This window comes from Candidatus Binatia bacterium, from assembly GCA_036504975.1.
GTDB lineage: Bacteria > Desulfobacterota > Binatia > UBA9968 > UBA9968 > JAJPJQ01.
In genome coordinates this window covers 26,076-51,443 of record DASXUF010000080.1, presented here as the reverse complement: position 1 = coordinate 51,443, position 25,368 = coordinate 26,076, and the positions used below count along the sequence as shown (strand labels likewise).

Below are 25,368 nucleotides of genomic sequence, written 5' to 3'. Positions count from 1 at the left end.
CTTTATGCCAGAGCCGCTACTTTACTACCTGGCGTTCAATGGCGGCCTGAGGATGGTCGAATCGCGCTCCGGCTCGATGACGACGCGCGGGGAATTCTTCGCCGGGCGGACACTGGAAGATTTGACCGGCTGCCGCCGCAGGCCGGAAATCGTTTTCGCCGCCGTAGCCTTTGATGGCGGCTACCGCACCGAAGACGGGGGCCGGACTTGGAAGAAGATACTCGATGGCGACGTACGGACGTTCACCGTCGATGTTCGCGACGAGCGCGTCGTCTACGCCGGCATCGGCCCTATCCGGCTGTTCCGCAGCGAAGATTGCGGGAACACGTGGGAGCCGTTGGACGGCCTTCTTCAGCTCCCCGAGGAGGCAAAGGCAAAGTGGGCCGTGCCGGAGCGGCTCAAGGGCATCGAGTTCCCTCACGTGCGCTACATCTTCATCCACCCCGACGACGCCGACCTGCTTTTCGTCACCCTGGAACACGGCGGAGTGGTCGTCAGCAAAGACCGCGGCCGGACATGGGAAGATATCAGCTCCGGCATCTCGTATCCGGACATGCATTACCTGCGCAACTATCCGGGCAGCCGAGAGTGCTACTACGTCTCTTCGGCGCGGGGATTTTTCCGCAGCGACAATGCCGGTCGCCAATGGCGCCGCGCCGAGACCGGAATGCCGTGGGCGGACACGGATCGCTACAGCTACTCTCATGAATGGATGTTCCTGCCGGGGAATCGAATGCTGCTCGGCGGCGCGAAAGGATCTCCGGGCGTGTGGTGGGACGAGCAAAGGGCGCCTGAAGGCGTCATTCTTTTAAGCGACGACGGCGGCGAGAACTGGCGGACTTCAATCGAGGGCCTGCCCGACGAGATGCCGTGGGTGCCCTGGGTGTTGGTGCCTCACCCTGCGGATGCGAAAACCGTTTTCGCCGGTATGGGCGATGGCGCGCGCGGTTATGGCTTCGACCCCAAGCAGAGAGGCAAGGGCGCATTCTACGCAACCCGAGACCGCGGCAATTCCTGGGAGCCGATTCTACCCGAGACGCCGTCCATCCTTACCGCCTGGGTCGCGGCCGGCTAAGTAAGTAGGGTGTAACATTAAGTCGCCAGCGCCGTTGTGGTTCGACAGGCTCACCACGAACGGCAATTTTCTTGTTCCGTTCGCACTGAGCCCTTCGACAAACCAGCCGTTCGTCCTGAGCTTGTCGAAGGATACGGCTGGTTTGCTCAGGACAGGCGCGTCGAAGTGCGAACTGAGCCATAGTGCTTATTCATACGAATAGCCGAATAACATGTAGATGAAGGCTGTTGTCCTTCGAGAGTTCGGTCCTCCGGAGGTTCTCCGCCTGGAGGATGTTCCTGCGCCTTCCGCCGCTGCGGGCGAAGTGTTGGTGCAGGTTCATTCGGTGTCCGTCAACCGCACGCTCGACCTCGTCGTCCGCTCGGGCAAATACCCCTCCGACATACGCTTGCCGCTGGTCCTCGGCGTCGATCCGGCAGGCGTGATCGTCGCTGCCGGCGAAGGGATAGCGCCGTCGAGGATCGGCGAGCGCGTCGCCGTCGTTTCGATGATTTCCTGCGGCGAATGCCGTTACTGCCGCGAGAACGAGGAGGCCAATTGCGCCAAGAGCCGCCACATCGGCGTCCATCGCTGGGGCGGCTACGCGGAGTACGTCGCGGTGCCGGCAAAAAACGCCTTCACAATCCCCGATCGTCTCTCATTCCCCGAAGCTACGGTGATCACGCGCCATTTCCCGATGGCCTTTAACCTCCTCGTCAACAAGGCGGACGTTAAAGCAGGCGAGTGGGTCCTGGTTATGGGAGCGGTTGGCGCTTTGGGCAGTTCCGGCGTGCAAGTCGCGAAGATGCTCGGCGCGAAAGTCATCGCCGGCGCGGGTTCGGACGAGCGCGTCGCGCTGGCGCTCGGTTACGGCGCCGACTTCGGCGTTAATTATCGAGCGCAGGATCTGGCGAAAGAAGTCATGAGAATAACCGACGCTCACGGCGTAGACGTGGTCTTCGAAAATATCGCCGACCCCACGCTCTGGCCGGGAGCTTTTAACAGCCTCGCCTGGGCGGGACGGCTCGTCACCGCCGGCGGCCACGGCGGCGGACAAGTCGCGCTCGACGTGAAGCGGCTGTATTTACGCCGCATGCGTATCATCGGCGCGGCCGGCACGAACCGCCGCGACGTCGAGCGCGCTCTGGACGCCGCGGCCGCCGGAAAAGTGCGCGCGATCATCGACCGTACGATGCCGCTCGGCGAAGCCGCCGCCGCGCACCGGATCATGGAAGAAAAACAGATCGTGGGAAAAATTATTCTCGAGCCTTAGAACTATCGCCCTCCCCTTCCGTCATTCCCGCGCACGCGGGAATCCAGTCCTTTGGATATTCGATTGCCTCCTCTGCTCGCCTGGATGCCCACTTTCGCGGGCATGACGAACTGGTTTACACGCCTAAATCTTGCGTGTTAAGAAAGACTACGCAAAGGAGAAAATCCATGGCACAGATCGTTTCGATAATAGGCATCACGCACAATCCCTTCATGCCCCGCCTCTTCAAACAGGCGAACCGGCCGCCCGGATGCGCGAAGGTCATTGAGCGCATCGACATGATGCGCGAGAAGCTCGCGCAGGCGAAGCCCGACGTTCTCGTCGCTATCGGCAACGATCATCTGCACCAGTTCTTCATGGACAACATGCCGGCCTTCATGATCGGCAAGATGGATGCCTACAACGGCACATTCTACGACGAGATCCGCGAGTTCGGCCTGCCGACTCACCGCGTGCCAGGCGATTTAGAACTCTCCGACGCGATCATGGAAGGCGCCTTCGACAAGGGCGTCGACTTCGCTTACTCCAACGAGCTTACGATCGACCATTCCATCATCGTACCGCTCACGTTCGTCAGGCCTGAGATGGACCTGCCGATCGTGCCGATTCTCACCAACTGCATCGCGCCGCCGCTGCCGCGGCCGAAAAGGTTTTACGAAGTCGGCCAGGCGATCCGCTCCGTGATCGAGAATCTCCAGACCAATAAACGGATTGCAGTTCTGGTCAGCGGCCATCTCTCGCTCGAAGTCGGCGGGCCAAAACAGTTCGAGCGCAAGCTCATGGACCCGAACTTCGACGCCTCCGCCGTCGGCTGGATCTCCCAGGGCGACGTCAACGGCGCGGTGAATCACTGCTCGTTCGATCAGTTGAAGCAGTCCGGCAACATGACGCACGGGTTTTTGAACTTCATCATGATGATGGGCGTGGCGAAAGCGGGCAAACCTGCTTACGCCGAAGGCCTCGACGCCGGCTTCCCGGCGATCCCGTTTTTCAGGTGGGATGTGCTGTAAGTAAGAACGATTCCCAGCTCCCGCGAGCCGATCTGGATTTGACAGTGTGACGACCGGTGGCTACACTTCGGATAGCCAAGGGAGGTACAACATGGTTACCAAGGTGCAGAAGTGGGGTAACAGTCAGGGCCTTCGCTTAAGTAAACGAGTCTTGGAGGATGTGAAGATCTCCGTCGGAGAGGAGGTGGACGTGGTGGTCCGGGACGGCACCATTGTATTGGCTCCTGTCAAAAGGATGCGAGGCCGATACAGCCTGCGACGACTTGTCGCGCGCATCCCCAAGGAATATCGGGTGAAGGAACTGGATTGGGGGAAACCGGTCGGCAAAGAGGTCTGGTAGATGCCAGAGTACGTTCCGAGAAAAGGGGATTTGATTGCAATCAGTTTCGATCCTCAATCTGGGCACGAACAGAAGGGGCGTCGTCCGGCGCTTGTTGTCAGCAATGATCTCTTCAATAGGCATACAGGGATGGCAATTGTATGCCCAGTCACCACGACGCACCGGAACTTCCCCTTCCACGTTGCCCTTTCGAGAGAGAAAAACGTTACCGGCTTCGTAATGGTCGAGCAGGTAAAGTCTGTTGACTTCCGCACACGTGATGCCAGGCGCATCGGGAAAGCATCTGACCAGTTGTTATTCGAAGTGCTTTCCATATTGGATGCGTGCATCTACTGACCCGGCGATCCCGTTTTTCAGATGGGATGCAAGCTGAGCCGAGGCACTCACATGCTTATCTTTAACTGTTGGCCAGCAGTAGTCTTTCCCGCTATAATGCTTTCGTTTTCGACGGAGGTGAAGCTATGAAGGAACTGGAACACACAGGTAAGCCCCAACCGGCAGCGACGGTAGCTGAAGCTTCGCCGACCATCCCTGCGTTGAGCAAAGACGCCTGGGAGCTCGTTCAGTATCGTTTGTGGGATCAGTTGCGGTCGAAGATGTGGGCCACCCTGACCGTCTTCCTGACTCTTGTTACAGTCGGGGGACTCCTCGGTATTCCGGCCTACATCAGCTCACGTGTTGACCAGAAGATCGCGGATGAACGCGGAAAGTTCGAAAAACTGCGGGCGGAACTTGAAGCCGACCGCCTTAGGGTCCTCACTCTTTCATCTACAACTTCCCATGTCGCTTTTCTCTGGGGCCCAAAGTTTGGCTGAGTTTCAGAACACTCGCCTCGAGCTGCTGTCGCAGCTTGATGGTCCTCGCTTCCAGAAGGATGCGAAGGCGAAACAAACGTGGCATGTGTTTCGCCTTCTCGTATCAAGGTTCGACCTGCAAGAAACCGCGAACCAGTTCCGGTCCCAGGTACGGTCACTGACCGCCATTCTCGACTGTGGTTGCTTGCCAGACCGCACTGACTACTCTAACGCCCCACTCAAAGAAGCCGATTGGGTCGCGTTCGAGCTTTCTTCGAACAAGGCTGGTCTCGGACCGAGACTGCCGCAACTGTATGCCATGTATTCACACGTTCTTGCTTTGAAAGCCGCCGTCCTGAGCAGCCATCACCTTGCGCTCGACTTGACTTTGAAGGATCCCTCGCGGAGGGCCGCGCTCTACGAACAGTACGACGCCTCGATCTACCCCAGTTACCGCGAGGCTTTGAATAGGCTCTACGGCTGCTTCCCGCCGCCAGTCGCGGTGAGGGAAAGCAATCCGTGGCAGTGGCTACCGGCCACTGCTATCTCTGAGTTTCATAAATACGAATCTCGCCTTGATCGAGGTGTCGCCAGCGGCCAAATCAAATAGTCGCCCAATAAAGAGTTTCATTTACTGATGCAAGCCCGGATTTGAACCCCCTGACGTATTCACGAACCATCGTTACAATTCCGCTCAGGGCACAGAGTATTACCGAGTATGCCGCGAGCACATATCCCACAGAATTTGCTCCCTTGGTTCGAAGCGCGAAAGAAGTTCCACCTCACGCATGCTCACATACAGATGGCGAGAGAGTTGGGACTCAACCCGAAGAAGTTTGGAGGGCTGGCCAACCATCGCCAAGAACCGTGGAAGCTGCCGCTCCCTCAGTTCATCGAAGAGATCTACCTCAAGCGCTTCGGAGTGCCACGCCCCGCAAAAGTGCTTTCCCTTGAGGAACTCATCTCGCAGCAGAATGCGAAGAAAGAACAGAAGCGTATCGCCAAGCAGGTGAAACGCGAGAGTACGGAGGCTGTGAAGGAACCGGAGGACACGTAATGGTCTGGGCAGTAATCGCGGCGCACTGATCCTGCTACTGGGATCGGTAAAAAGCGTCAGGAACCTTTTTCTTGGCAACTTTTTTTTCTCACCGTTAAAGCAACAGCCACTGGCCGGCCACGGCGCCGGGTGGAGACTCCCGGGCTTCCGTTCGGCTTCTCGATTCGGCCGTGCTATCTTGACACCGTGATCTATGAGTGGGATCCGGCAAAGGCAAAAGCGAATCGACGCAAGCACGGCGTCTCTTTTGAAGAAGGGGCAACCGTGTTCTTAGATCCTTTGGCCATAACCTTTCCCGATCCTGACCACTCCGACGAAGAGGATCGGGAAATCACCATCGGATTGACCACGAAAAATCGCGTTGTGTTTGTGTCACACTGTAAGCGAGGAATTCGTACCCGAATCATCAATGCACGAAAGGCGACTCGAAAGGAGCGCAAGCAGTATGAAGAAGGCCTTTACCAATAAGCAAGTTGATGAGTTGCGGCCGGAATATGACCTCTCAAAACTCAAGGGTGGAGTCCGCGGCAAGTATTACGAACAGGCACTTGCCGGGACCAATCTTGTCCTGATCGAACCAGACCTGACAAACATATTCCCAGATACAAACTCAGTAAACCGAGCGCTGCGTTTGTTGGCAGACGCAGCCGAAGCTGCTGCCGGCCACACGCGGCGCGTGCGGAAGGCACCGAACAATCGACACAAGCGAACTGCTGGAAAGCCAGCGGCCTAGCCATTCGTTGAGACTTGTAAAAAGTGAAACAGCGCGGCTATGGGCCGAAGCCGGCGCAGCAGGATGGGCATCAAGGCGGGAAACATTAGGTCGTAGAAAACGAGTCGGGAGTCTTTCCTTCCCACGCATCGATTTACGACTACTGAGAACTCCTGCTGACGGCAAAGTTCAGCTTGTGAATCATTGCCGAACCGCAGCGCATTGTTGGTGATGCAGCGAAAGCGAATTGCCTACGAGGAAACGATAGAGGTCTCTTTTAGCGCCAGAGACGCCGAGCTCGTGCGGGATCACACGTTTGCGGACCCCGAATATGTCGAGCGCCTGAAGCCGAAGCCCGGGTCGGGCGGCGGCCTCGTAGGTAAGTTCACGCTGGATGATCTCGACGATCTGCTGGGCTACATTGCAGCCGAAGCGAATCACTCGAAGAGCAAGAAGCTCCAGAAGGAACTCGACGGCCTGCACGATCGTCTGCAGCGTGTGATGAACTCTTACGACGACGGCGGCTGACAATCTACTGCTCGCCAATTGAAGGCCCTTGACTCCGCAGCGGTCGGTGAAGGAAGATAGGAGTCGAGCGGTGACCACGGGTCCAAAAACTGGGTTAGAGATCCTTGTCCCAGGGCGTCAGGACAAGTCCGAGAGGACCATATATCCTGGAATCAGGAGCGCCGATCTCATTGTGGCGCCGCTCTTTTACTCGAATCAAGCGCCTGACACAAGACGGACAACAATTAGGTGCTAGAGGGTCCCCATGAGCAAATATCTGATGAACAAATTCATCCATCACGTCAACATGAGCGAAGCGGCGGAGAAAGAGTACAAGAGCAATCCGGGCGCCTACGTGGAAAAGTGGCAGAACGGCGAGAAGCTAAAACTTACCGACGAAGAGCGCGAGGCGCTTCGCAACCGCGATTACGGGAAACTTTACGCGCTCGGCGCGCATCCGTTTACGCTCTGGAGCTTCACCGAAGCGGCATGGGTGCCTGAAGTACCTAGAGAAGATCTGGTGAAGGATTACAAAGAAAAAGCCGCCAAGGTCGGTTACCCGGATTTCAAAACCTGAAGCCAGGCGTGAGGCGCGAAGCGACAGGCATGAGTTAAGAACGTTTTTCTCTCATTTCTTACTCGCGCCTCTCGCCTCATGCCTCTCGCCTTCTTCATGTTCGGCTGAGACGCGCCATCGCCGCCTTTAAGCTCGCGCGCATCCGCTCGAGAGCATGCGCCAGGTCTCCGATCTCGTCGTTCGACTCGATGCCCACGGGGGTTTCGAGATCGCCCAGGCTGACCTTATCCGCGAGCTCTTTAAGCCGCAGAACGCGGCCAGTAATCCCCTGCGTGACTAGAACAGCGAATAATAGGCTCGCCGCCAGGGCGATTAAAATGACGCCGACGAGGGGAAGAATGGTGCGCCGGATCTCGTCTTCGACGGTGTGGGTCCAAATGCCCACGGACACGTTCCCTATTCGTCCTTCGAGGATGGGAGCGGTAGTTTCGTAGACTCTCCGTCCCCGGAAGGGGAGCTCGCGTTGGCTCGCCTGTCGCTGGCTAAGCGGCGTGGAAGATTCGCGCAGCTCCTGCGGCAGAGTTCCCAGGCTGTGGGCGATCACTTTCCCTTTTCCATCCCTGACCAGAGTGTACGCGACGCCCGGAAGCAGCGAATATTTCGAAACCAACGCAGACAACTCCAAGGCATTGCCTTTGAGCACGTGCGCGGCGGCGCTATCGCTCAAGTTGGTCGCGATGTCCAGAGCCCGCAGATCCAACTGATTTCTCAACACCCGGCTCATCTGATGATTCACGACCAGAAGAACGAGAATGCCGAACAACAGAACTCCGCCGAGCAGGCCGCTGATGATCTTCCACTTGAGCCCCAGCCGCCGCGGCGCCGCTCTTGGCGCTCCCGCGGGCTTTTGGCCTTGAGAAGAGGGCCATTCCTGGTTCATCGCTCCTCCTTGCCTGGATGCATCGTGCGGATCTCTTCCGACATGAGACTCACAAAATCGTCCCTCAACGTTTCGCTGAGAATCTCGCGGCTCGTGACCTCGACGAGCCGTCGGAGCTTTTGCTTCGGAAACGCCTGCAGCGATTCGCCCATAGCATCGATCTGCTCGCGCACGACCAACGGCGCCATGGGCCCCATCGCTTCCGTGAGCGCGGAAATCATGAAGGAAAGAGATCTGGGCGGCACCGTCTCCATTTTGGATTCGCCTGCCCGCGCGGCGGAATTCGGCGGCGGAACAGGATGCCCGCTAACCGCTCTTTTCAGCTCTTCGGCGATGGGCTGTTTAGGAGCGGGGGCTGGCCTCACCAAGGTTGGCTGTGCGTGTGCTTCCGCCGGTTTGAAAACCGGCTCAGGCTTCATAGAGGGCTCTACATCATAGGCGGCCGGTGGTGCCTCCGGTTTGGGAGCCGGGACCGGCTCTATCTCCGGTTTGAAAACGGGCTCGAGCACTATAAAGGATGGCTCTACATCGGCGGCGGGCGGTTCGGGAGCCGAGGCGGCCGGTGGTACCTCCGGTTTAGGAGCAGGGATCGGCTCTATCTCCGGTTTGAAAACGGGCTCGGACTTCGTAGAGGGCGGCTCCCTAGCCGCGTCAGCCTGCACTTTCACTTCGACGACGTCGGTAACATTGGAACTTCTCTCGGCCGGCGTGGGAGGCGATGCCTCCCAGAGCTTGATTGGAATTATCTCGGCATCGGCAGCCGCGCTCCTGCCAGGCAAAATGGCGAGGTTCAGGTCTCGCGCGGTCTCTTCGATCATACCGACCTCGACGCTCCGCTTGCCCAACGCGTAAGCGGTCAGCATGCCGTTGTCGCAAAGAATATTGATGAGACGAGGGACGCCGCCCGAATAAGCATTCACGGCCTCCACCGTCTTAGCCGGGAATATCGAGGCGCGCCCGCCCGCGATCTCAAGCCGTTTGGCGATATACTCCTTGACTTCGCCCAAGTTCAGCGGGTTTAAATGATACCGCAAGGCGATGCGCTGCTTGAGCTGGCGCAACTCGGGCCGGTTGAGACGCGCCGACAGCTCGGGCTGTCCCACCAGAAGGATCTGCAACACCTTGTCTTCGGAAGTCTCGAAGTTGGAAAGAAGCCGCACGCCTTCGAGCACCTCGGGGGAAAGATTCTGCGCCTCGTCGATCACCAGCGCGACGTTGTCGCCCTTGCGATACGATTCCAGAAGAAACTGATTCAGCTGGGCAAGATAGTCGTGCAGATCCTTTTGCCCGTCGCTGAGAGGTACGAGGCCAAAATCTTCGCACACGGAGCGCAGCAAGTCCTTTAAACTGGTGACGAGCGTAAAGACAAACGCGAAGTGCGTGTGGCCGTCGTGGAGCTGTTGGAGAAGAGAATGGATCAACGTGGTCTTGCCGGTGCCCACTTCTCCCGTCAATACGACAAACCCCCTGCGCGCCGTGATGCCGTAGGTGAGTTGCGCCAGCCCCTCTCTGTGGCTTGGACTGGGATAGAGAAATTTGGGATCGGGGCTAACGGAGAAGGGCTGGCTCGTCAAGCCGAAATATTCGCCATAAAGCGGAATCATATGGAACGTTAAATCGGCGGCAAAGAGACGGCGGTATGGGAGGATCTCCCCGTCGCTGACAGAACTTCGACACTACCCGACCGGGCAAATCGTGTCAACACACTCCTAGCGGCCTGTAGGGCATCCCATAAGCTTCGATGCGACGCAATACCCGGCGCTTTTCTGCCTTTTAACTTCTTACTTTCTTTGTTTCTCCGCCGGATGGAAGTACTCGTAGGTGCCGTCCTCGATCTTCTTGAAGACCCCCGCCACGGTTTTCCATGGATCCTTTGCATAGTCTTCATAGCGACCGGGCGCGTTGACCCCTGGAATCTGCGGCACCCAGTCCTCACCGAGCAGCTCTTTCGGATCGCCGTAACGAGACGTGAGCGCCCTGACCTCCGGGCTGTCGAGCGAGGTCACGCGGCCGTTGCCAACAACCGTCACCCAGGTGTTTTTCGTCCCGCGAACGCGCAGGCGGTAGATGGAAAAATAGTTGTGAACGTGGAACCAGTGATCGTTCGGCAGATTGTTCTTGGTGGTGAACTCGACCCACTCCTTGGCCCATTCGGGAGAGTCGGGGCTGTGATGGACCCGGATGCCGTGGCCATAGTGCAGCACGCCGCTGCGGTTTCGCTCCGTGACGTTGTCGCCTCGCAGGTTCTCGTCCGGCCGCTTGAAATACTTGGGATTGGTTCCCAGCGCGGCTTCGTAGAGAAGCCAGTAGCCGGGCCGGTCGTGATACGGATACGTGACCTCGTTGATCTTGGGATATTTGAGGAACTCTCTCCAGAGATCGCCGTACACGCCGCCGCCTTTCACTTCGTGGATGTAACCGTCCTTTAGATGGACTTCGGCGCGCGGGTAGTGGCCCGCGTGATTGGCCGTGCCGGCGATCACGCCGTTCGGCCGCGGCGTGGGAGAGCGGGCGTTCCACTTTTTCTGAAACGCGGGATATTCCACGACCGAGTACGGGAAGCGACCCGTCGCCTGATTGGGAAACATATAGAGATGGCCCTGCTGGTAGACGCCGCGCGCCCAGCGGGTCGCCATCTCTTCGGTGAGGTCCGTTGTGAGGTTGGTCCCTTCGGGATCGGTGATCTCAAGGCGGTCGGTCCAGCCGATCGGCTCGATGGCCCTCTCTTCGACGAGCCTCCAGACGTCTCCCGGAAAGGCGGATATCTTGCTCATCATCGTCCAGCGATTGTCGAAAACGTTGACGCCGAGAAATTTGTCTTCGTGCGGCCGCATGAACCGCCTGAGCGTCGTCGTTCCGCCCGTGCCCCAGAAGACTCCTTTCACCGCCGGATTTTTCTCCAGATATTCTTTGATCCCCTTGGCGACGTTTTCCCGTTCGAGTTTTTTCTGAACCTCTCTGAGCTTCTCCGACAGTTGAGCGCGGGCCGGAGGATAGAGCGCGTCGTAGAGGTCTGGACGGCGCTCCTTCAGCCACTTCTTCGGCACCTCCGGGTCGGGAAACATCTCCTCGATCCAGCGCCGCGCTTCCATGTAACCTTGCTCCGCTGTGAACTGCTGGCGCGCCTTGCGCAGCTCGAGCGCGTCCGCGCGGCTCACGCCGGCAAGCTCGTAGCTCGGCAGCGCTTGAACTTTGACGCCGCGCTCTTCGGCGGCGCGCTTGATCGCCTCGACAACCATATCCTCGGATGAAGCCTCGGTGATGAGCGCGACGATCTCGCCACTCTTGAGGCTTCCAAGGCCCGCGCCTTGGAGCCCGCTCGTCTGGCGCGCCACCGCCCGCGCGAACGGCATCACGTCTTCGACGGACTTGGGCGCCTTGAGATAGGAGGGAAAACGCGGCGACGGGTACTTCCCCTGCTCCGCTCCGAAGACTGCCGCTGACAATGCGAGCGAGACCGGCAGAATTATTACCGTGAGCCAGCGATTCATGGCAGCCCTCCCCACCATTTTCGATTTTAGATTTTGGATTTTAGATTCAATCGAAAATCGGCAATCGAAAATCTAAAATTGTGTTGCCTACCTTCTATCGCCTACTGCCTTCTTGATTGGCGGATAAAAGTACTCATAATTCCCCGCTTCGATCTTCTTCATCACCATGAGATGCGTCTTCCACGGATCTTTGGCGTAATCCTCGTACCGGCCCGGCGCGTTGATGCCGGGTATATAAGGAGACCAGTCGTCGCCCAGGACTTCGTTCGGGTTGCCGTAGCGCGACGCGAGGGCGCGAATCTCCGGGCTCTTGAGCGCCGTCAGCTCGCCTTTTTCGATGAGATTGAGCCACGTGTTTTTCGTTCCCCGGACGCGCACGCGATACGTGGGGAGTAGATTATGGATGTGCCACCAGTGATCGTTCGGCAGATTGTTCTCCTTGGCGAAATCCATCCACTCTTTCGATTCCAGGGGCTTGTCCGGGCCGTGGTGGAGGCGCAGGCCGAATCCCCAGTGGATGACGCCGGCGTTGTTGCGCTCGGAGGTATTCTCGCCCTCCATGTTTTCGTCGGGGCGTTTGAAAAATTTGGGATTCGTTCCGAGTCCGGCCTCATAGATCCACCAGTAGCCGGGCTGATCGTGAAAAGGATAAGTCAACTCGTTGATCTTCGGATACTTCAAAAACTCGCGCCACACCTCGCCGTAAATACCGCCGCCTTTGACATCGACCACATAGCCGTCTTTGAGACGAACTTCAATGCGAGGATACGACCCGGTATGGTTGCTGGTGCCGGCGAATACGCCGCTGACTTTGAGCAGAAAGCGCGGGTTGTAGGTCTTGGTGAAGGCCGGATAGTCGATCGTCGAGTAAGGAAACCGGCCCGTGGCCTGATGGGGAAACATGTAGAGATGGCCCTGCTGGTAAGCTCCCTTGGCCCAGGCTTCCGCCTGCTTGTCGTTCACTTCGAAGGTGAAATCCGTTCCCTCGGGGTCGGTCACGTGGATCTGATCGACCCAGGCGAGCGGCTCGATGAGCCGCTCCTCGACGAGCCGCCACACGTCGCCGGGATAGGTCGCGGCTTTGTTCATCAGCTCCCAACGGTTATCGAAAATAAAGTTGCCGAAAAATTTCGGGCTGTGGTGCTGCATGACGCGGCTGGTCGACGTGCGCCCGCCGCGCTGGAAGAAGACGGCGTTGACCTCGGGATGCTGGTCGAGATACTTGATCAAACCTTGGGACAAGCCGTTGCGCGTGAGCTTCGCGGCGGTCGCCTTCAACTGCGCGGCAGCCTGGCCCTCGGCCTCGAACATGGCCTTGTAAAGATCGGGCCGCCGCTCGCGCAGCCACTTCTTCGGCACTTCGGGATCGGCGAAGCGGCTTTGAATCCAGCGCGCGGCTTCCATGTAGCCCTTCTCCGAAGTGTAGTCGCGGAGCGTCTCCTTGGCTTTCTGCGCGTCTTCCTTTTTGACCCCGACCAGCTCGTACTCCGGCACGATCTGAACTTTCACGCCGCGCTCCTCGTAGGCGCGCCGGATCGCCCGCAGCGCCATCTCCTCCGCCGTCGAATCGGCGACGATCAGCACCGTGCCCTTCTCGACCAGGCCGAGCGGCGTCCGGCCGCCGACCTGGCGCACCGCCGCGCGCGCGAACGGCATGACGTCTTCGATATTTTTCGGCGGCTTGAGATAAGAGGGAAAACGCGGCGGCGGATACTTCCCCGCCTCGGCCGCGAAACCTGCCGCGCCGAAGCCTACCGAGACCAGCAAGACCATCCCTACCATCCAGCACTGCATAGAACCTCCCCCGCCATTTTAGATTTTGGATCCTTCGACTCCGCTCAGGACAGGTTTTCGATTTTCGATTTAATCGACTTCGAAATCGTTTAACCCTTCAACCCTGAAACCCTTAAACCCTGCAACCTTTTTTAGACAAATTTTCCGTCGCGCATGTTGTAGATTTTTTTGAACTGCTCCACCGCTTTCGGATCGTGGCTCGCCATGATGACCGTCTTGCCGTGGTTCTCGGCCAGAGAGGCGAACAGGGCGGCGATCGCCGCGGTGTTTTCGGTATCGAGATTGCCCGTCGGCTCGTCGGCCAGGATCAGCGACGGATCGTTGGCGAGAGCGAGCGCGACCGCGACGCGCTGCTGCTCGCCGCCGGAGAGCTCCTCCGGCCGCTTGTGCATCTTCCCCACGAGGCCGACCATTTGCAGCAGCCCTTCGCACCGCTTCGTTCTCTCCGCCGCCACCGCGCCGGAGATCAGCATGGGAAGCTCCAGATTCTCGAACGCGGTGAGGGTCGGGATCAAATTGAAGAACTGAAAAACGAATCCGACCTTGAGCAGACGATAACGCTCCAACTCGCGCTCCGTCAATGAGCCGAGCGCCTGATCGCCGACGACGATTTTGCCGCCCGAGGGATGATCGACGCCGCCGAGGATATTGAGCAGCGTGGTCTTGCCGCACCCCGACGGCCCCATCAGAGCGACGGCCTGCCCCGGCTCAATCACCCAATCGACTCCCTTGAGCGCCTTAACTTCCTCGGCCGAAGTCTGATAGCTCTTGGTTAGCCCGGAAATATTGACGCTCACGCCGAAATTAACAAAATACCCGTCGCCTCCCATTAGATACCTCCGTAAATTGGAGTGCTGGAGTATTGGAGTGTTGGAGTTCCGGGAAGGAAAATCTTCCTGACCTCTTTTGCATTACTCCATTACTCTAACACTCCATTACTCCATTAACCTTTCGCGCGCCGACCGGCGGAAAACCCAGAGACTGAACAGCAGCGCGATGCCGCCGATGACGGCAAAGAGCGCCAGACCGGTCCAGATCGTGAGCCCGGAAACCACCAGCCGCGTCGGCAGCAAGTGGACGACGGATTTAAGCTCGCGCAGGTTCCATATCAGGTTCGTCAGACCGAAGCCCGCGGCGGCTGCGACCGCGACGCCGATCGCGAGACCGCCCACGGCCGGAGCGAGCACCATCGCTGCGAAAAATTTGAACAGCAGCGCCGGCGACACGCCGCGCACGCGCAGGAGGCCGAGAGTCCGCCGGTCTTCGAGATAATTGGTCAGGGCGATCGCCGCGATCGCGATCAGCGCGAGCAGCATGCCGCCGATGAGATAGATGCGCATGTTCTCCAGCGCGAGAAAGATGAACATGTCGCCGCCGACTTTTTTGAGCTCGCGAGCGAGCTCGCGCACTTCCAGCGGCCGCGTCTTGAGCGCCTCGGCGACGCTCTTCACCGCGCCTTGGACGTCGCTTGCCGGCTTGAGCCGCACGAGCAGCAGGACCCGCGGGATCAAGACTTTGAGATTGGCGATTTTAGGATTGTCCGTCGCCGCGATGAGGTAGGCGTCCGTGCTGGAGAGATAATTGAGATAGTCGATGCGCGCCGAGACGAAGCTCTGCCGGTCGGCGATGCTTCTCGGGGGCATGCCGGGAAGGAAGCCGATCACGCCGCCGCCGGGAGCCAAGACCGGCTTTTTATCCAGGTCCGCGCCGAGCAGGACCGGCTCTCCGGACGCGAGATTCCAAAACTCCGCCACCGGCGGCGACGCCGCCACTTTTTCCGCCTTGAGCTCGCGGACGATCGCGCTGAAATTTCCGCCGACGCCCAACTTCTCCTCGAAAAAAACGCTCTTGAGATAGCGCTCGGGGTCGCCGATGAGATAAAGCGGCACGCCGCTCAAGCCGTAGCCGGGAAAGAAAAACCCCGGCAGCAGGGCTTCGAAGATGATATCGACCGAAAGAACGTTCGGGTCGCGCAGGTTCTGAAGCCTTTGTTGCAATTCGCCTTTCAACGCCTGCACCTGGCCGCCGAGCCCCTGCTCGAGCTCTGCCGCCGAAACGAGATCCCCGGGGCTGACCGTGAGGTTGAGCTCGCTTCCCATCTGCACCGTGGCGCCGCGTAGCGCCTTGTCCTCGAACGATTTCGCGCCGATGCTGGGATAAAGGCTGACGCTCGCCATCAGGGCGACGATCAGGAGGAAGCTCGCGATGCGGTGCGGTTTGAAGGACATGTGCCGGAGAGACAGCCGGCTGAGCGGCCCGCCGAGCAGAAGGGTTACGGCATGAAGCAACACGCCGATGACTTTTTGCCGCCACAGCAACAGAGCCACGATGCCGTAAACCAGCAGCGGCAGCGCGACAAAATCGAGCGCGCGATCCAGCAGCACGGCGAATTTGACGAAGAAGGTCCACGGCGCGCTCGAATCTTCAGCGAGCGGAAGATGCTCCGCCAGGTTGAAAGCGGCGATCCAGCTTCCGACCTTGTATAGCCCGATGACGAGCGCGAGAAGCTGAAGAACGCCGAAGCGAGCTCCGGCCTGGGCGACTTCGGATGTCGCGACGCGCCGCGACGCCTCCAGCGGCGATATCGTCGTCGCGTAGCGCACCAATCGGCGGCTGATCCAGAGGGCGAGCAAAAGACCGACGACGAGAAAGAAAAGCATTTGCAATGGACTTTGAACGCGGGACAAAACGTTCCACGAAAGCCATCCGCCTTCATAAAGGAAAAGGGGGAGCAAGGTGCCGAGAGCGATCCCGATAACCCCGCCGATCAGGCCGCCCGCGCCGATGGATAACAAAAGACTCTGCCCGAGCAGCGCGCCCGGCACGCCGCGGAGCCGCATCAGTCCGAGCGTCCTCCGCTCGTTCAAAATCAGAAGCGCAGAAAGATTCGACGCCAGCATCCAGGCGATGGCGAGCAGCGGAATGGCGATGAGCAAGGTCGCGAAAGTCAGCAGGCGCGAAATCTCCGCCATGCGGCCGAGCAAAACCAGGATCGCGTTGTCGACGAAGATCGTGGGGCTCAAAGATTTGACCTGATCTTCGATCTCCGCCTGGAGTTTTTCCAGATTGCCGAGCGATCCCGGAATGTCCCATCCCGAGATCAGACGCTTCCTGTCGATGCGCGCCAGGTGGATCACCTCGGGCAGATACTCGCCGGCGGTCACGTGAATGTCACCGTCATCGTTCAGCGCGCCGCGCGAGAGCGCGTCGAAGCGCCGAAGGATCTCGAAGTCGTGCGGTATGACGAGGATAACGCCGATATACGGCACGAAAGAGATCGTGCCGATCTCGTCCATGAAGTAGCGGTTGACCTCCGAGCGCTCGAGGCGAACCACGCCCTTAAGCGGGGTGTCGAAAAGCGCGCGCTCGATTTTCTGCCCGCGCGGAGTGACGCGCACACTGAAGGCCTTGGCGCCCTGGAGCGCGAGGAAGGCTCGGCCCATCTGTTGTTCCGGCCCGACCAGAGCGAGAAACGCCCCGCCGGCGTTTGATTTATCGGGCCGCGCGCCCGGCGGCAGCAAAGAAACGTCGGTCGCCGAAAGAACGGAGATCCACGGCGCCGCCAGCGGCTTGCGGTCCACTTGCAGCAGGGCTTCCGGCGGCGGCTTGGTGCGGAGAAAGCTCAGACTCTCCACCCGCTCGACGCCGGCGACGGCGCGAAGCTTGGGCGAGACCTCGCGCGCCAGAGAAAATTCCGTCGTCTGATAGAGCGCTACGTCCCAGGATAGGCGCGAGAGCTGATCTTCGATGTAGAGCTTCAAGGCATGGCGCGAGGCGAGGTTGATCGACGCGAGCAGCCCGGCGCTGAGCAGCGTGACGACGCCGAAGGCGACGGCGGCGCGCCGGCCGAGGATCTTGGCGAGTCGTACTCGGGTGCTCATATATTTTGGATTCAGGTTTTGGATTTTCGATTGGATCGGAGTTGAAATCCAGTATAAAAACCTTTTTACTTTACTTTTTTTGCTTCACCGCGGGGTAAAAGTATTCGTACGTCCCCGCGTCGATCTTGTTCATGACATCGCTGAACGTCTTCCATGGGTCCCGCGCGTAGTCGTCGTAGCGTCCGGGCGCATTGATGCCCGGAAGGTGCGGCGCCCAGTCGTCGCTTAAAACCTCCCTCGGATCGCCGTAACGCGACGCAAGCGCGCGAATTTCCGGACTCCTGTAGGCCGTGAGCTCTCCCTTGTCGATTACCGTGAGCCAGGTGTTTTTCGTTCCGCGCACGCGCACACGGTAGGTAACGAGCAGGTTGTGAATGTGCCACCAATGATCGTCCGGCAGCGCGTTCTTTCTGGTAAACTCGGCCCATTCTTTGGAATCCGTCGGCCCCTCGGGCCCGTGATAAAGACGCAGGCCGAAGCCCCAGTGAATGACGCCGCCGTTGTTGCGCTCCGACTGATTATTGCCTACCCGGTTTTCGTCGGGCCGTTTGAAGAACTTTGGATTGGTGCCCAGACCCGCCTCATGGAGCCACCAGTAGCCCGGCTCGGGAAAGTAAGGGTACTGAGCCTCGTTGATCTTCGGGTACTTGAGGAACTCGCGCCAAACATCGCCGTAGGTACCCCCGCCCTTGACCTCGCGGACGCGGCCGTCCTTCAGGTAGACTTCGATCCGCGGGAACGAGCCCGTGTGATTGTTGGTACCCGCAAAGACGCCGTTTACTTTGATGAGAATCGGTTTGAGCCATTTTTTTTGCAGCGCCGGGTAATCCACCTTCGAGTACATGAAGCCGCCGGTCGCCTGGGAGGGGAACATGAAGAGGTGCCCCTGCAAATAGGCGCCTTCGCCCCACATGCCCGCGTGCTCTTCGCTCACGTCGAAGGAAAAATTGGTCCCTTCGGGGTCGGTCACTTCGGCGCGGTCCACCCAGGCGAGCGGCTCGACGGTCCTCTCCTCCGCCAGCTTCCACACGTCGCCCGGAAACGTGGCGGCCTTGTTCATCAGCTCCCAGTGGTTGTCGAAGATGAAGTTGCCGAAAAACTTGTCGCCGTGCTGCTTGAGCGCCTTCTGCGTTCCGGGGCGGCCGCCGCGGCGCCAGAAGATCGCGTTTACAGGGTGGCTGTCGAAATACTTGGCAAGACCGTCGCCGATGCTTTGCTGGCTCAACTTCCGGTTGATCTCTTTCAGCGACTCCGGCACCGCGTCGCCTTTTTCGAACATCGCCTTGTAAAGGTCCGGCCTTCTTTCGCGCAGCCATTTTTTCGCCGGCTCGGGATCGGGAAAGCGGTCGACGATCCACCGATGCGCTTCCATGAAGCCTTGCTCCGACGTGAACCAGCGCGTCGCTTGAGCCGCCTTGATGGCGTCTTCGCGGCTTACTCCCGCGATTTCATGCTCCGGCACGACCAATAGCTTGACGCCGCGTTCCTCATAGGCGCGCTTGAGTGCCTGTAAAATCATGTCGTCCGCCGTGGGCTCGGTTACGAGCGCCGCCGTCATCCCTTTTTCCACCAACCCCAGCGGCGTTCTCCCACCGGTCTGCCGCACCGCCGCGCGCGCGAACGGCATGACGTCCTCGATTGACTTGGGCGGCTTTACATAAGAAGGGAAACGAGGCGGTGGATATTTCCCCTGTTCCGTCTCGAAGACTGTCGCCGAGAACCCGAGCGAGATCAGTAAGATTATTGCCGCGATCCAGCGAGGCATTGCACCCCCCAGCCATTTTCGATTTTAGATTTTGGATTTTAGATTGAATCGAAAATCGGCTCAGCCAAAGGCTGATCAGTCCTTTGGCTGAAATCGAAAATCTAAAATTTTCTCACTTTAAGCCCTTACGGCTTTTTCTTCACCGCCGGATAAAAGTACTCGTAGGTACCCGCTTCGATTTTTTTCATCACCGTCGTCAGCGTTTTCCAGGGATCTTTGGCGTAGTCGTCGTAGCGTCCGGGGGCGTTGATGCCGGGAAGGTGCGGCGCCCAGTCGTCGCTCAGGACTTCATTCGGGTCGCCGTAGCGCGACGCCAGCGCGCGGATCTCGGGTCCCTTTAACGAGGTCAGCTCGCCCTTGTCGATCAGCGTGAGCCAGGTATTTTTCGTTCCCCGCACTCGCACCCGATACGTGGGGAGCAGATTGTGGATGTGCCACCAGTGATCGTTGGGAAGGCCGTGCTGTTTGGCGAAGTCCATCCATTCCTTGGACTCGACGGCTTTGTCCGGGCCGTGGTCCAACCGCAAGCCGAAACCCCAGTGAATAACCCCGGCGTTGTTGCGCTCGGAGCTATTTTCGCCTTCCATGTTCTCGTCGGGGCGCTTGAAGAATTTCGGGTTGGTTCCCATGCCGGCCTCGTAGATCCACCAGTAGCCCGGTTGATCGTGATAGGGATAGGTCAGCTCGTTGATCTTCGGATACTTTAAAAATTCGCGCCACGCTTCGCCATAGATCCCGCCGCCTTTGATCTCTTTCACATAGCCGTCTTTGACGTGAACTTCGATGCGAGGATAGGAGCCGGCGTGGTTGTTGGTTCCGGCGAACACGCCGTTGACCTTGACGAGATAGCGGTGAAGGTAATCTTTCGTGAAAGCCGGATAGTCGACCGACGAGTAGGGAAAACGGCCGGTGGCCTGATGGGGAAACATAAAAAGATGTCCTTGCTGGTAAGCGCCTTTGCCCCACGCCTGGGCCTGCTTCTCGTCCAGTTCGAAGGAAAAGTTCGTTCCTTCGGGATCGGACACCTGCGCGCGGTCAACCCACGCAAGCGGCTCGATGACCCTCTCCTCGACGAGCCGCCAGACGTCGCCGGGAAAAGTGGAGGCTTTGTTCATCAGCTCGTAGCGGTTGTCGAAAATGAAATTCCCGTAGAGCTTGTTCTCATGGGGCTCGAGCGCCCTTTTCGTATTGGTCCGCCCGCCGCGGCGCCAGAACACCATGTTCACTTCCGGATGCTGGTCGAGGTATTTGATGATCGCCTGCGCGACGTTTCTGCCGCCGAATTTTCTCGCCAGCTCGACTTGCTCCGGAGACGTTGCTTCTTCTTTTTCAAACAGCGCTTTGTAGAGATCGGGCCTGCGCTCCTTGAGCCACTTCTTGGGGCCTTCCGGGTCGGCGAAGCTGCGCATGATCCAGCGATTCGCTTCCATGTAACCCTGCTCCGACGTGAACCACTGAAGCGCCTTGACAGCTTTCAACGCCTCTTGCTTGCTCACGCCGAGGAGTTGGTGCTCGGGAACGATCTGAACTTTCACGCCGCGCTCTTCGTAGGCCTTTTTGATCGCCTGCATGACCATCTCGTCGGCCTTCGGCTCGCTGAAGATTGCCACCGTCTGGCCTTTCTCCGCCAAACCCAGCGGCGTCCGTCCGCCGGTTTGCCTCACGGCGGCGCGCGCAAACGGCATGACGTCTTCGATCGACTTGGGAGGTTTGATGTAAGAAGGAAAACGCGGCGACGGATACTTGGCCTGCTCCGCGCTCCATGCGACGACGGTCAAAGCCAGACATGTAGTTCCGAGGATGAAAAGTACCGAGCGGATCATGTTGCCCTCTTTTGCCTTCTGCTTACTGCCTACTTCCGCCGGAGGCGGATCCGCCAATCTTTGTGGCGGAGCCTACCGCCTTCTTCATACGCGGATAAAAATATTCGTAGCTGCCATCATTGATCTTTTTTATCACTTGGGAGATCGTCTTCCATGGATCCTTGGCATAATCCTCGTAGCGGCCGGGCGCCGTGATGCCGGGGATATGCGGCGCCCAGTCCTCCGCCAATATCTCGTTCGGGTCGCCGTAGCGCGACGCGAGCGCACGGACCTCCGGACTTCTGAAAGCTGTCAGCTCGCCTCTGTCGATGACGGTGAGCCAGGTATTCTTCGTTCCGCGCACGCGCACGCGATAGGTCGGCAGCATGTTATGGATATGCCACCAGTGATCTTTCGGCAAGGCGTGCTGCTTGGGAAAATCGATCCAGGCCTTCGACTCCTCCGGTTTGTCGGGGTCGTGCACGACGCTGCCGCCGAAGCCCCAATGAATGACGCCCGCGTTGTTGCGCTCCGATTCGTTGTTGCCTTCCATGTTTTCATCGGGCCGTTTGAAGAACTTGGGATTCGTGCCTAAGCCTGCTTCGTAAAACCACCAGTATCCGGGCTTGTCTTGATAGGGGTAAGTCAGCTCGTTGATCTTGGGATATTTGAGAAACTCCCGCCACAGCTCGCCGTAGGTGCCGCCGCCTTTGACTTCCGTCACGTAGCCGTCCTTCACGTGAACTTCGATGCGAGGGAAGGAGCCGGCATGATTGTTGGTCCCGGCGAAGACGCCGTTGGCTTTTATGATCAGCGGAGGATTCCACTTCTTTTGCAAGGCCGGATAATCGACGGAGGAGTACGGGAAACGGCCCGTCGCCTGATAGGGGGAAAGAAAGAGATGGCCTTGAAGATAGGCCGCGGAGCCCCAGATTTTCGCCTGCTCGTCCGTCACATCGAAGGACATTCGCGTTCCTTCGGGGTCGCTGGCCTCGACGCGATCCGTCCATGCCAGAGGCTCCACGACCCGTTCCTCGGCAAGCTTCCATACGTCGCCGGGAAAACTTGACGCTTTGTTCATCAGCTCATAGCGGTTGTCGAAAATGAAATTGCCAAAAAATTTGGCGCTGTGCTGTTTAAGGAGCCTCGCGGTCCGCGGTCGGCCGCCCCTGCGCCAGAACACCGCTTTGACATCGGGATGTTGGTCTAAAAATTTGATGATCCCTTCGGCCACGCTAGGCCCGCCGAACTGGCGCGCAATATCTTTCAGCTTTACTGGAACCTCTTCTTCAGGACCGAACATTGCTTTGTACAGATCCGGCCGCCGCTCGCTCAACCATTTCTTAGGCGCGTCCGGTTCGACAAAGCGCTCGTTGATCCAGCGCGACACCTCCATGTAGCCCTGTTCCGACGTGTACCAGCGTATCGCCTTGATGGCCTTTCGGGCCTCGTCCTTGCTGACGCCGAGCAGCTCGTACTCCGGCACGACATAGACCTTGACGCCGCGCTCCTCGTAAGCCTTCTTGATCGCCTGCAAGACCATTTCCTCGGCGGCAGGCTCGGTGAAAATCGCCGCTGCCGTCCCCTTTTCCACTAAGCCGAGCGGCGTTCTCCCGCCGGTCTGGCGCACCGCGGCGCGCGCGAACGGCATGATCTCTTCGACGGATTTGGGAGGTTTTAAGTAGGAAGGAAAACGCGGCTGAGGATATTTAGGACTCTCGGCCGCCATCGCCAACACCGCCGACATTCCCAAGACGGACAACCCGATCCAGCGTTTCACGTTCTTGACTCCTCTGCCCCGGTCCGTGGCCCTTTAGAAGCCGACAGTTCTCCATAGAAACTTTCCAGGCGGTTTGTCAAGGAAGGCCTAGGCTATATCGGAACTGGGTGTTGACGGGCAGGGTCGGAGGCCGGGTTGGTCCTACAGTGAAGTAAATGGAGTTTTATTTTAGATTTTCGATTTCAGCCCGAGGCTGATCAGCCTCTCTTTTTGGCTGAGCCGATTTTCGATTGATCAAAAACCCAAAACCTGTCCTGAGCGAAGTCGAAGGATCTAAAATCGAAAATGGCTAGGCCTTGGGCTGTTGGGAATTGTGGCGGGTGGTGACCTTGGCGGCCTCCCGCGCGATGGCGATCCGCCCGGTGCGGACGAGTTCCTTGATTCCGAGCGGCCGTAAAAGATTGATCAACGCCTCGACCTTGTCCGTGTCGCCGGTGATCTCGAGCGTATAGGTCGTGGGCGACGAATCGACGATCTTGGCGCGGAAGATATCGCAGATCCTGACCGCTTCGTCGCGATGCTCCGGCTTGGTGTTGGTGTTGATCTTGATGAGGGCGGTCTCGCGGTCGAGGTGGCTCGCCTCCGTCAAATCGATCACCTTCAGCACCTCGACGACTTTGTTGAGCTGCTTGATGATCTGTTCGACGATGCGGTCGTCGCCGACGGTGACGATCGTGATGAGCGAGGTCTCCGGGTCCAAGGTGGGCGCGACCGACAGGCTCTCGATGTTGTAGCCGCGGGCGCTGAACAAGCCCGCGACTCTGGCGAGGACGCCGAACTTGTTCTCGACTAGAACGGAGATGATGTGTTCCATGGTGTCGTTACTCGTCTACTCGTATATTCGTCGACTCAATGAACGAGTAACGATACACGAAAAACGAAACTCAGGCGGGAAGCTCTCCCTCTTTCTCCTCGATCGGCTTTTTCTTGGCTCCACTCCTAAGGTCCGGCGGGTCTTCCAGGACCATCTCATGATGGGGGCCGCCTGCGGGAATCATCGGGTAGCAGTTCTCAAAAGGATAGATCTGGAAATCCAATATCGCCGGGCCTTTGTATTTGAGTCCCTCGCGAATGACGGACTCCACCTCGGCCGGCTTCTCGGCCCGCCAGCCCGGAATGCCGTAAGCCTCGCCGAGCTTGATGAAGTCCGGAATCTTGCCCAGGTCGCTGGAGGCGTAGCGGCCTTCGTAAAAAAGATCCTGCCACTGGCGCACCATGCCGTGGAAGCCGTTGTTCAGCATGACGATCTTCACCGGCAGCTTGTAGACTGCGGCCGTCGCCAGCTCCTGAAGATTCATCTGAAAGCTGCCCTCGCTCGTGATGCACATCACGAGCTTGTCGGGATAGGCGCGCTGCGCGCCGAGCGCGGCGGGAAAGCCGAAGCCCATCGTCCCCAGGCCGCCGGATGTGATGAACGTGCGCGGTTTCTTGCCTTTGAAATACTGCGCCGCCCACATTTGATGCTGGCCGACGTCGGTGGCAACGATCCCCTCGTTCTTGGTGATCTCGAAAAGCTTTTCGAGCACGTACTGCGGCTTGATGACTTTGTCGTCTTGCTCGTATTTGAACGGATGGCCCCGCTTCCACTCTTCGATCTGGCCGAGCCACGGCTTCAACTGCTGCTTTCGCTCGTTAGCGTTGCCGTCGAGCGAGCGCAAAAGAACGTTCAACTGCTTGAGCACGGAGCGCACGTCGCCCACGATCGGAATATGCGCGTGGACGTTTTTCTTGATCGATGTCGGATCGATATCGATATGAACGACCCGGGCGACGGGACTGAACTCCGAAAGTTTTCCGGTCACGCGGTCGTCGAAGCGCGCGCCGACGGCGATCAAGAGGTCGGCGTGATGCATCGCCATGTTGCTCCAGTAGCTGCCGTGCATCCCGAGCATACCCATGGAAAGCGGATGCGTGCCGGGAAAACTGCCGAGCCCCATGAGCGTCATCGTGACCGGGATCTGCGTCAGCTCGGCCATCTCCAGAAGCTCGTCCGCGGCGTCGGAAAACAGCGCGCCGCCGCCGACGTAGATCACCGGCTTTTTCGCCTTCATGATCTCTTCGGCGGCCTGCTTGATCTGGTGCTTGTTGCCTTCGATGGTCGGATTGTAGCCCCGGAGGCTCACTTTGTCGGGATATTTGAACTCGGCCTTGTCGGTGCTCACGTCTTTGGGAATATCGACGAGCACCGGTCCGGGCCGTCCGGTCGTGGCGATGTAAAACGCCTCTTTGATCGTGCGGGCGAGATCGTTCACGTCTTTCACCAACACGTTGTGCTTGGTGCAGGGGCGGCTGATGCCAACGTTGTCCGCTTCCTGGAACGCGTCGTTGCCGATGAGGTTGGTCGAGACCTGGCCGGTGAAGGCGACGAGCGGAACCGAGTCCATGAACGCGTCGGCCAGGCCGGTGACGATGTTGGTCATGCCGGGGCCGGAGGTCACAAGACACACGCCCGCCTTTCCCGTGGCCTTGGCGTAGCCTTCGGCCATGTGCGCCGCGCCCTGCTCGTGCCGGGTGAGAATCACCTCCACGTCTTTCTGCTGGTGCAGGACGTCGAAGATTTTGAGTACGACTCCGCCGGGAATCCCAAAGAGAACGTCAACGCCTTCCTGCTTCAGCGATTCGACGAATATCTCGGCTCCGGTCTTCTTCAT

General features: G+C 58.8%; 23 protein-coding genes. 12 read left to right on the top strand and 11 right to left on the bottom strand.

All coding sequences use genetic code 11. The features are described from left to right. Positions 1-4 precede the first annotated feature (4 nt). From VGL70_10600 to VGL70_10545, 12 genes are all read left to right on the top strand, one after another. On the top strand, positions 5-1,075 hold the full coding sequence (locus VGL70_10600; protein HEY3303969.1) for a hypothetical protein: 1,071 nt from the start codon (positions 5-7) through the stop codon (positions 1,073-1,075). Positions 1,076-1,292: 217 nt separating this feature from the next. Then, entirely contained in the window at positions 1,293-2,327 is a 1,035-nt protein-coding gene (locus VGL70_10595; protein ID HEY3303968.1) for a zinc-binding dehydrogenase, read from the top strand. A 167-nt stretch (positions 2,328-2,494) separates the two neighbouring features. Then, a complete protein-coding gene (locus VGL70_10590) occupies positions 2,495-3,337 on the top strand; it encodes an extradiol ring-cleavage dioxygenase (GenBank protein HEY3303967.1) in 843 nt (280 codons plus the stop codon). A gap of 91 nt (positions 3,338-3,428) precedes the next feature. Next, the gene (locus tag VGL70_10585) at positions 3,429-3,677 is read left to right on the top strand and encodes an AbrB/MazE/SpoVT family DNA-binding domain-containing protein (GenBank protein ID HEY3303966.1); all 249 of its coding nucleotides are present in this window, start codon (positions 3,429-3,431) and stop codon (positions 3,675-3,677) included. Then, entirely contained in the window at positions 3,678-4,013 is a 336-nt protein-coding gene (locus VGL70_10580; GenBank protein HEY3303965.1) for a type II toxin-antitoxin system PemK/MazF family toxin, read from the top strand. Positions 4,014-4,138: 125 nt separating this feature from the next. Further along, positions 4,139-4,492, top strand: a complete 354-nt coding sequence (locus VGL70_10575) for a hypothetical protein (protein HEY3303964.1) — start codon at positions 4,139-4,141, stop codon at positions 4,490-4,492. Then, positions 4,485-5,081 carry a hypothetical protein gene (locus tag VGL70_10570; protein HEY3303963.1) on the top strand — a complete coding sequence of 199 codons (597 nt, stop codon included), beginning with the start codon at positions 4,485-4,487 and terminating at the stop codon, positions 5,079-5,081. The genes VGL70_10575 and VGL70_10570 overlap by 8 nt, the downstream gene beginning before the upstream one ends. A 204-nt stretch (positions 5,082-5,285) precedes the next feature. Then, a complete protein-coding gene (locus VGL70_10565; GenBank protein ID HEY3303962.1) occupies positions 5,286-5,528 on the top strand; it encodes a hypothetical protein in 243 nt (80 codons plus the stop codon). A 129-nt stretch (positions 5,529-5,657) separates the two neighbouring features. Further along, positions 5,658-5,996 (top strand): BrnT family toxin, encoded by a 339-nt coding sequence (locus VGL70_10560; protein ID HEY3303961.1) that lies wholly within the window; start codon positions 5,658-5,660, stop codon positions 5,994-5,996. After that, positions 5,974-6,261, top strand: coding sequence for a hypothetical protein (locus tag VGL70_10555; GenBank protein HEY3303960.1), 288 nt, complete (start codon positions 5,974-5,976; stop codon positions 6,259-6,261). Before VGL70_10560 ends, VGL70_10555 begins: the two co-directional genes overlap by 23 nt. 210 nt (positions 6,262-6,471) lie before the next feature. Next, on the top strand, positions 6,472-6,768 hold the full coding sequence (locus VGL70_10550; GenBank protein ID HEY3303959.1) for a hypothetical protein: 297 nt from the start codon (positions 6,472-6,474) through the stop codon (positions 6,766-6,768). A 244-nt stretch (positions 6,769-7,012) separates the two neighbouring features. Then, complete coding sequence (locus VGL70_10545) at positions 7,013-7,324, top strand: hypothetical protein (GenBank protein HEY3303958.1); 312 nt, start codon at positions 7,013-7,015, stop codon at positions 7,322-7,324. Between the two features lie 94 nt (positions 7,325-7,418). Here VGL70_10545 and VGL70_10540 read toward each other — a convergent pair whose 3' ends face one another. From VGL70_10540 to ilvB, 11 genes are all read right to left on the bottom strand, one after another. After that, the gene (locus tag VGL70_10540; GenBank protein ID HEY3303957.1) at positions 7,419-8,204 is read right to left on the bottom strand and encodes a HAMP domain-containing protein; all 786 of its coding nucleotides are present in this window, start codon (positions 8,202-8,204) and stop codon (positions 7,419-7,421) included. Next, positions 8,201-9,808 (bottom strand): AAA family ATPase, encoded by a 1,608-nt coding sequence (locus VGL70_10535; GenBank protein HEY3303956.1) that lies wholly within the window; start codon positions 9,806-9,808, stop codon positions 8,201-8,203. The genes VGL70_10540 and VGL70_10535 overlap by 4 nt, the downstream gene beginning before the upstream one ends. A gap of 177 nt (positions 9,809-9,985) precedes the next feature. After that, positions 9,986-11,695 (bottom strand): hypothetical protein, encoded by a 1,710-nt coding sequence (locus VGL70_10530; protein ID HEY3303955.1) that lies wholly within the window; start codon positions 11,693-11,695, stop codon positions 9,986-9,988. 87 nt (positions 11,696-11,782) lie between these two features. Further along, a complete protein-coding gene (locus VGL70_10525) occupies positions 11,783-13,489 on the bottom strand; it encodes a hypothetical protein (GenBank protein ID HEY3303954.1) in 1,707 nt (568 codons plus the stop codon). Between the two features lie 131 nt (positions 13,490-13,620). Further along, entirely contained in the window at positions 13,621-14,319 is a 699-nt protein-coding gene (locus tag VGL70_10520) for an ABC transporter ATP-binding protein (GenBank protein HEY3303953.1), read from the bottom strand. A gap of 105 nt (positions 14,320-14,424) precedes the next feature. After that, on the bottom strand, positions 14,425-17,370 hold the full coding sequence (locus VGL70_10515) for a hypothetical protein (GenBank protein ID HEY3303952.1): 2,946 nt from the start codon (positions 17,368-17,370) through the stop codon (positions 14,425-14,427). A gap of 70 nt (positions 17,371-17,440) precedes the next feature. Continuing rightward, positions 17,441-18,997 (bottom strand): hypothetical protein, encoded by a 1,557-nt coding sequence (locus VGL70_10510; protein ID HEY3303951.1) that lies wholly within the window; start codon positions 18,995-18,997, stop codon positions 17,441-17,443. Between the two features lie 263 nt (positions 18,998-19,260). Beyond that, positions 19,261-20,958 (bottom strand): hypothetical protein, encoded by a 1,698-nt coding sequence (locus tag VGL70_10505; protein ID HEY3303950.1) that lies wholly within the window; start codon positions 20,956-20,958, stop codon positions 19,261-19,263. A 22-nt stretch (positions 20,959-20,980) separates the two neighbouring features. Beyond that, a complete protein-coding gene (locus VGL70_10500; protein HEY3303949.1) occupies positions 20,981-22,717 on the bottom strand; it encodes a hypothetical protein in 1,737 nt (578 codons plus the stop codon). A gap of 289 nt (positions 22,718-23,006) precedes the next feature. After that, on the bottom strand, positions 23,007-23,531 hold the full coding sequence (gene ilvN, locus VGL70_10495) for an acetolactate synthase small subunit (GenBank protein HEY3303948.1): 525 nt from the start codon (positions 23,529-23,531) through the stop codon (positions 23,007-23,009). 70 nt (positions 23,532-23,601) lie between these two features. Continuing rightward, positions 23,602-25,368: a biosynthetic-type acetolactate synthase large subunit gene (gene ilvB, locus VGL70_10490; protein ID HEY3303947.1), complete on the bottom strand. Its 1,767-nt coding sequence runs from the start codon at positions 25,366-25,368 to the stop codon at positions 23,602-23,604.

Coding starts and splice junctions, on each gene's coding strand:
- VGL70_10600 (HEY3303969.1), top strand. CDS start 5: ATGCCAGAGCCGCTACTTTACTACCTGGCGTTCAATGGCGGCCTGAGG.
- VGL70_10595 (HEY3303968.1), top strand. CDS start 1,293: ATGAAGGCTGTTGTCCTTCGAGAGTTCGGTCCTCCGGAGGTTCTCCGC.
- VGL70_10590 (HEY3303967.1), top strand. CDS start 2,495: ATGGCACAGATCGTTTCGATAATAGGCATCACGCACAATCCCTTCATG.
- VGL70_10585 (HEY3303966.1), top strand. CDS start 3,429: ATGGTTACCAAGGTGCAGAAGTGGGGTAACAGTCAGGGCCTTCGCTTA.
- VGL70_10580 (HEY3303965.1), top strand. CDS start 3,678: ATGCCAGAGTACGTTCCGAGAAAAGGGGATTTGATTGCAATCAGTTTC.
- VGL70_10575 (HEY3303964.1), top strand. CDS start 4,139: ATGAAGGAACTGGAACACACAGGTAAGCCCCAACCGGCAGCGACGGTA.
- VGL70_10555 (HEY3303960.1), top strand. CDS start 5,974: ATGAAGAAGGCCTTTACCAATAAGCAAGTTGATGAGTTGCGGCCGGAA.
- VGL70_10550 (HEY3303959.1), top strand. CDS start 6,472: ATGCAGCGAAAGCGAATTGCCTACGAGGAAACGATAGAGGTCTCTTTT.
- VGL70_10545 (HEY3303958.1), top strand. CDS start 7,013: ATGAGCAAATATCTGATGAACAAATTCATCCATCACGTCAACATGAGC.
- VGL70_10540 (HEY3303957.1), bottom strand. CDS start 8,204: ATGAACCAGGAATGGCCCTCTTCTCAAGGCCAAAAGCCCGCGGGAGCG.
- VGL70_10535 (HEY3303956.1), bottom strand. CDS start 9,808: ATGATTCCGCTTTATGGCGAATATTTCGGCTTGACGAGCCAGCCCTTC.
- VGL70_10530 (HEY3303955.1), bottom strand. CDS start 11,695: ATGAATCGCTGGCTCACGGTAATAATTCTGCCGGTCTCGCTCGCATTG.
- VGL70_10525 (HEY3303954.1), bottom strand. CDS start 13,489: ATGCAGTGCTGGATGGTAGGGATGGTCTTGCTGGTCTCGGTAGGCTTC.
- VGL70_10520 (HEY3303953.1), bottom strand. CDS start 14,319: ATGGGAGGCGACGGGTATTTTGTTAATTTCGGCGTGAGCGTCAATATT.
- VGL70_10515 (HEY3303952.1), bottom strand. CDS start 17,370: ATGAGCACCCGAGTACGACTCGCCAAGATCCTCGGCCGGCGCGCCGCC.
- VGL70_10510 (HEY3303951.1), bottom strand. CDS start 18,997: ATGCCGTTCGCGCGCGCGGCGGTGCGGCAGACCGGTGGGAGAACGCCG.
- VGL70_10505 (HEY3303950.1), bottom strand. CDS start 20,958: ATGATCCGCTCGGTACTTTTCATCCTCGGAACTACATGTCTGGCTTTG.
- ilvN (HEY3303948.1), bottom strand. CDS start 23,531: ATGGAACACATCATCTCCGTTCTAGTCGAGAACAAGTTCGGCGTCCTC.
- ilvB (HEY3303947.1), bottom strand. CDS start 25,368: ATGAAGAAGACCGGAGCCGAGATATTCGTCGAATCGCTGAAGCAGGAA.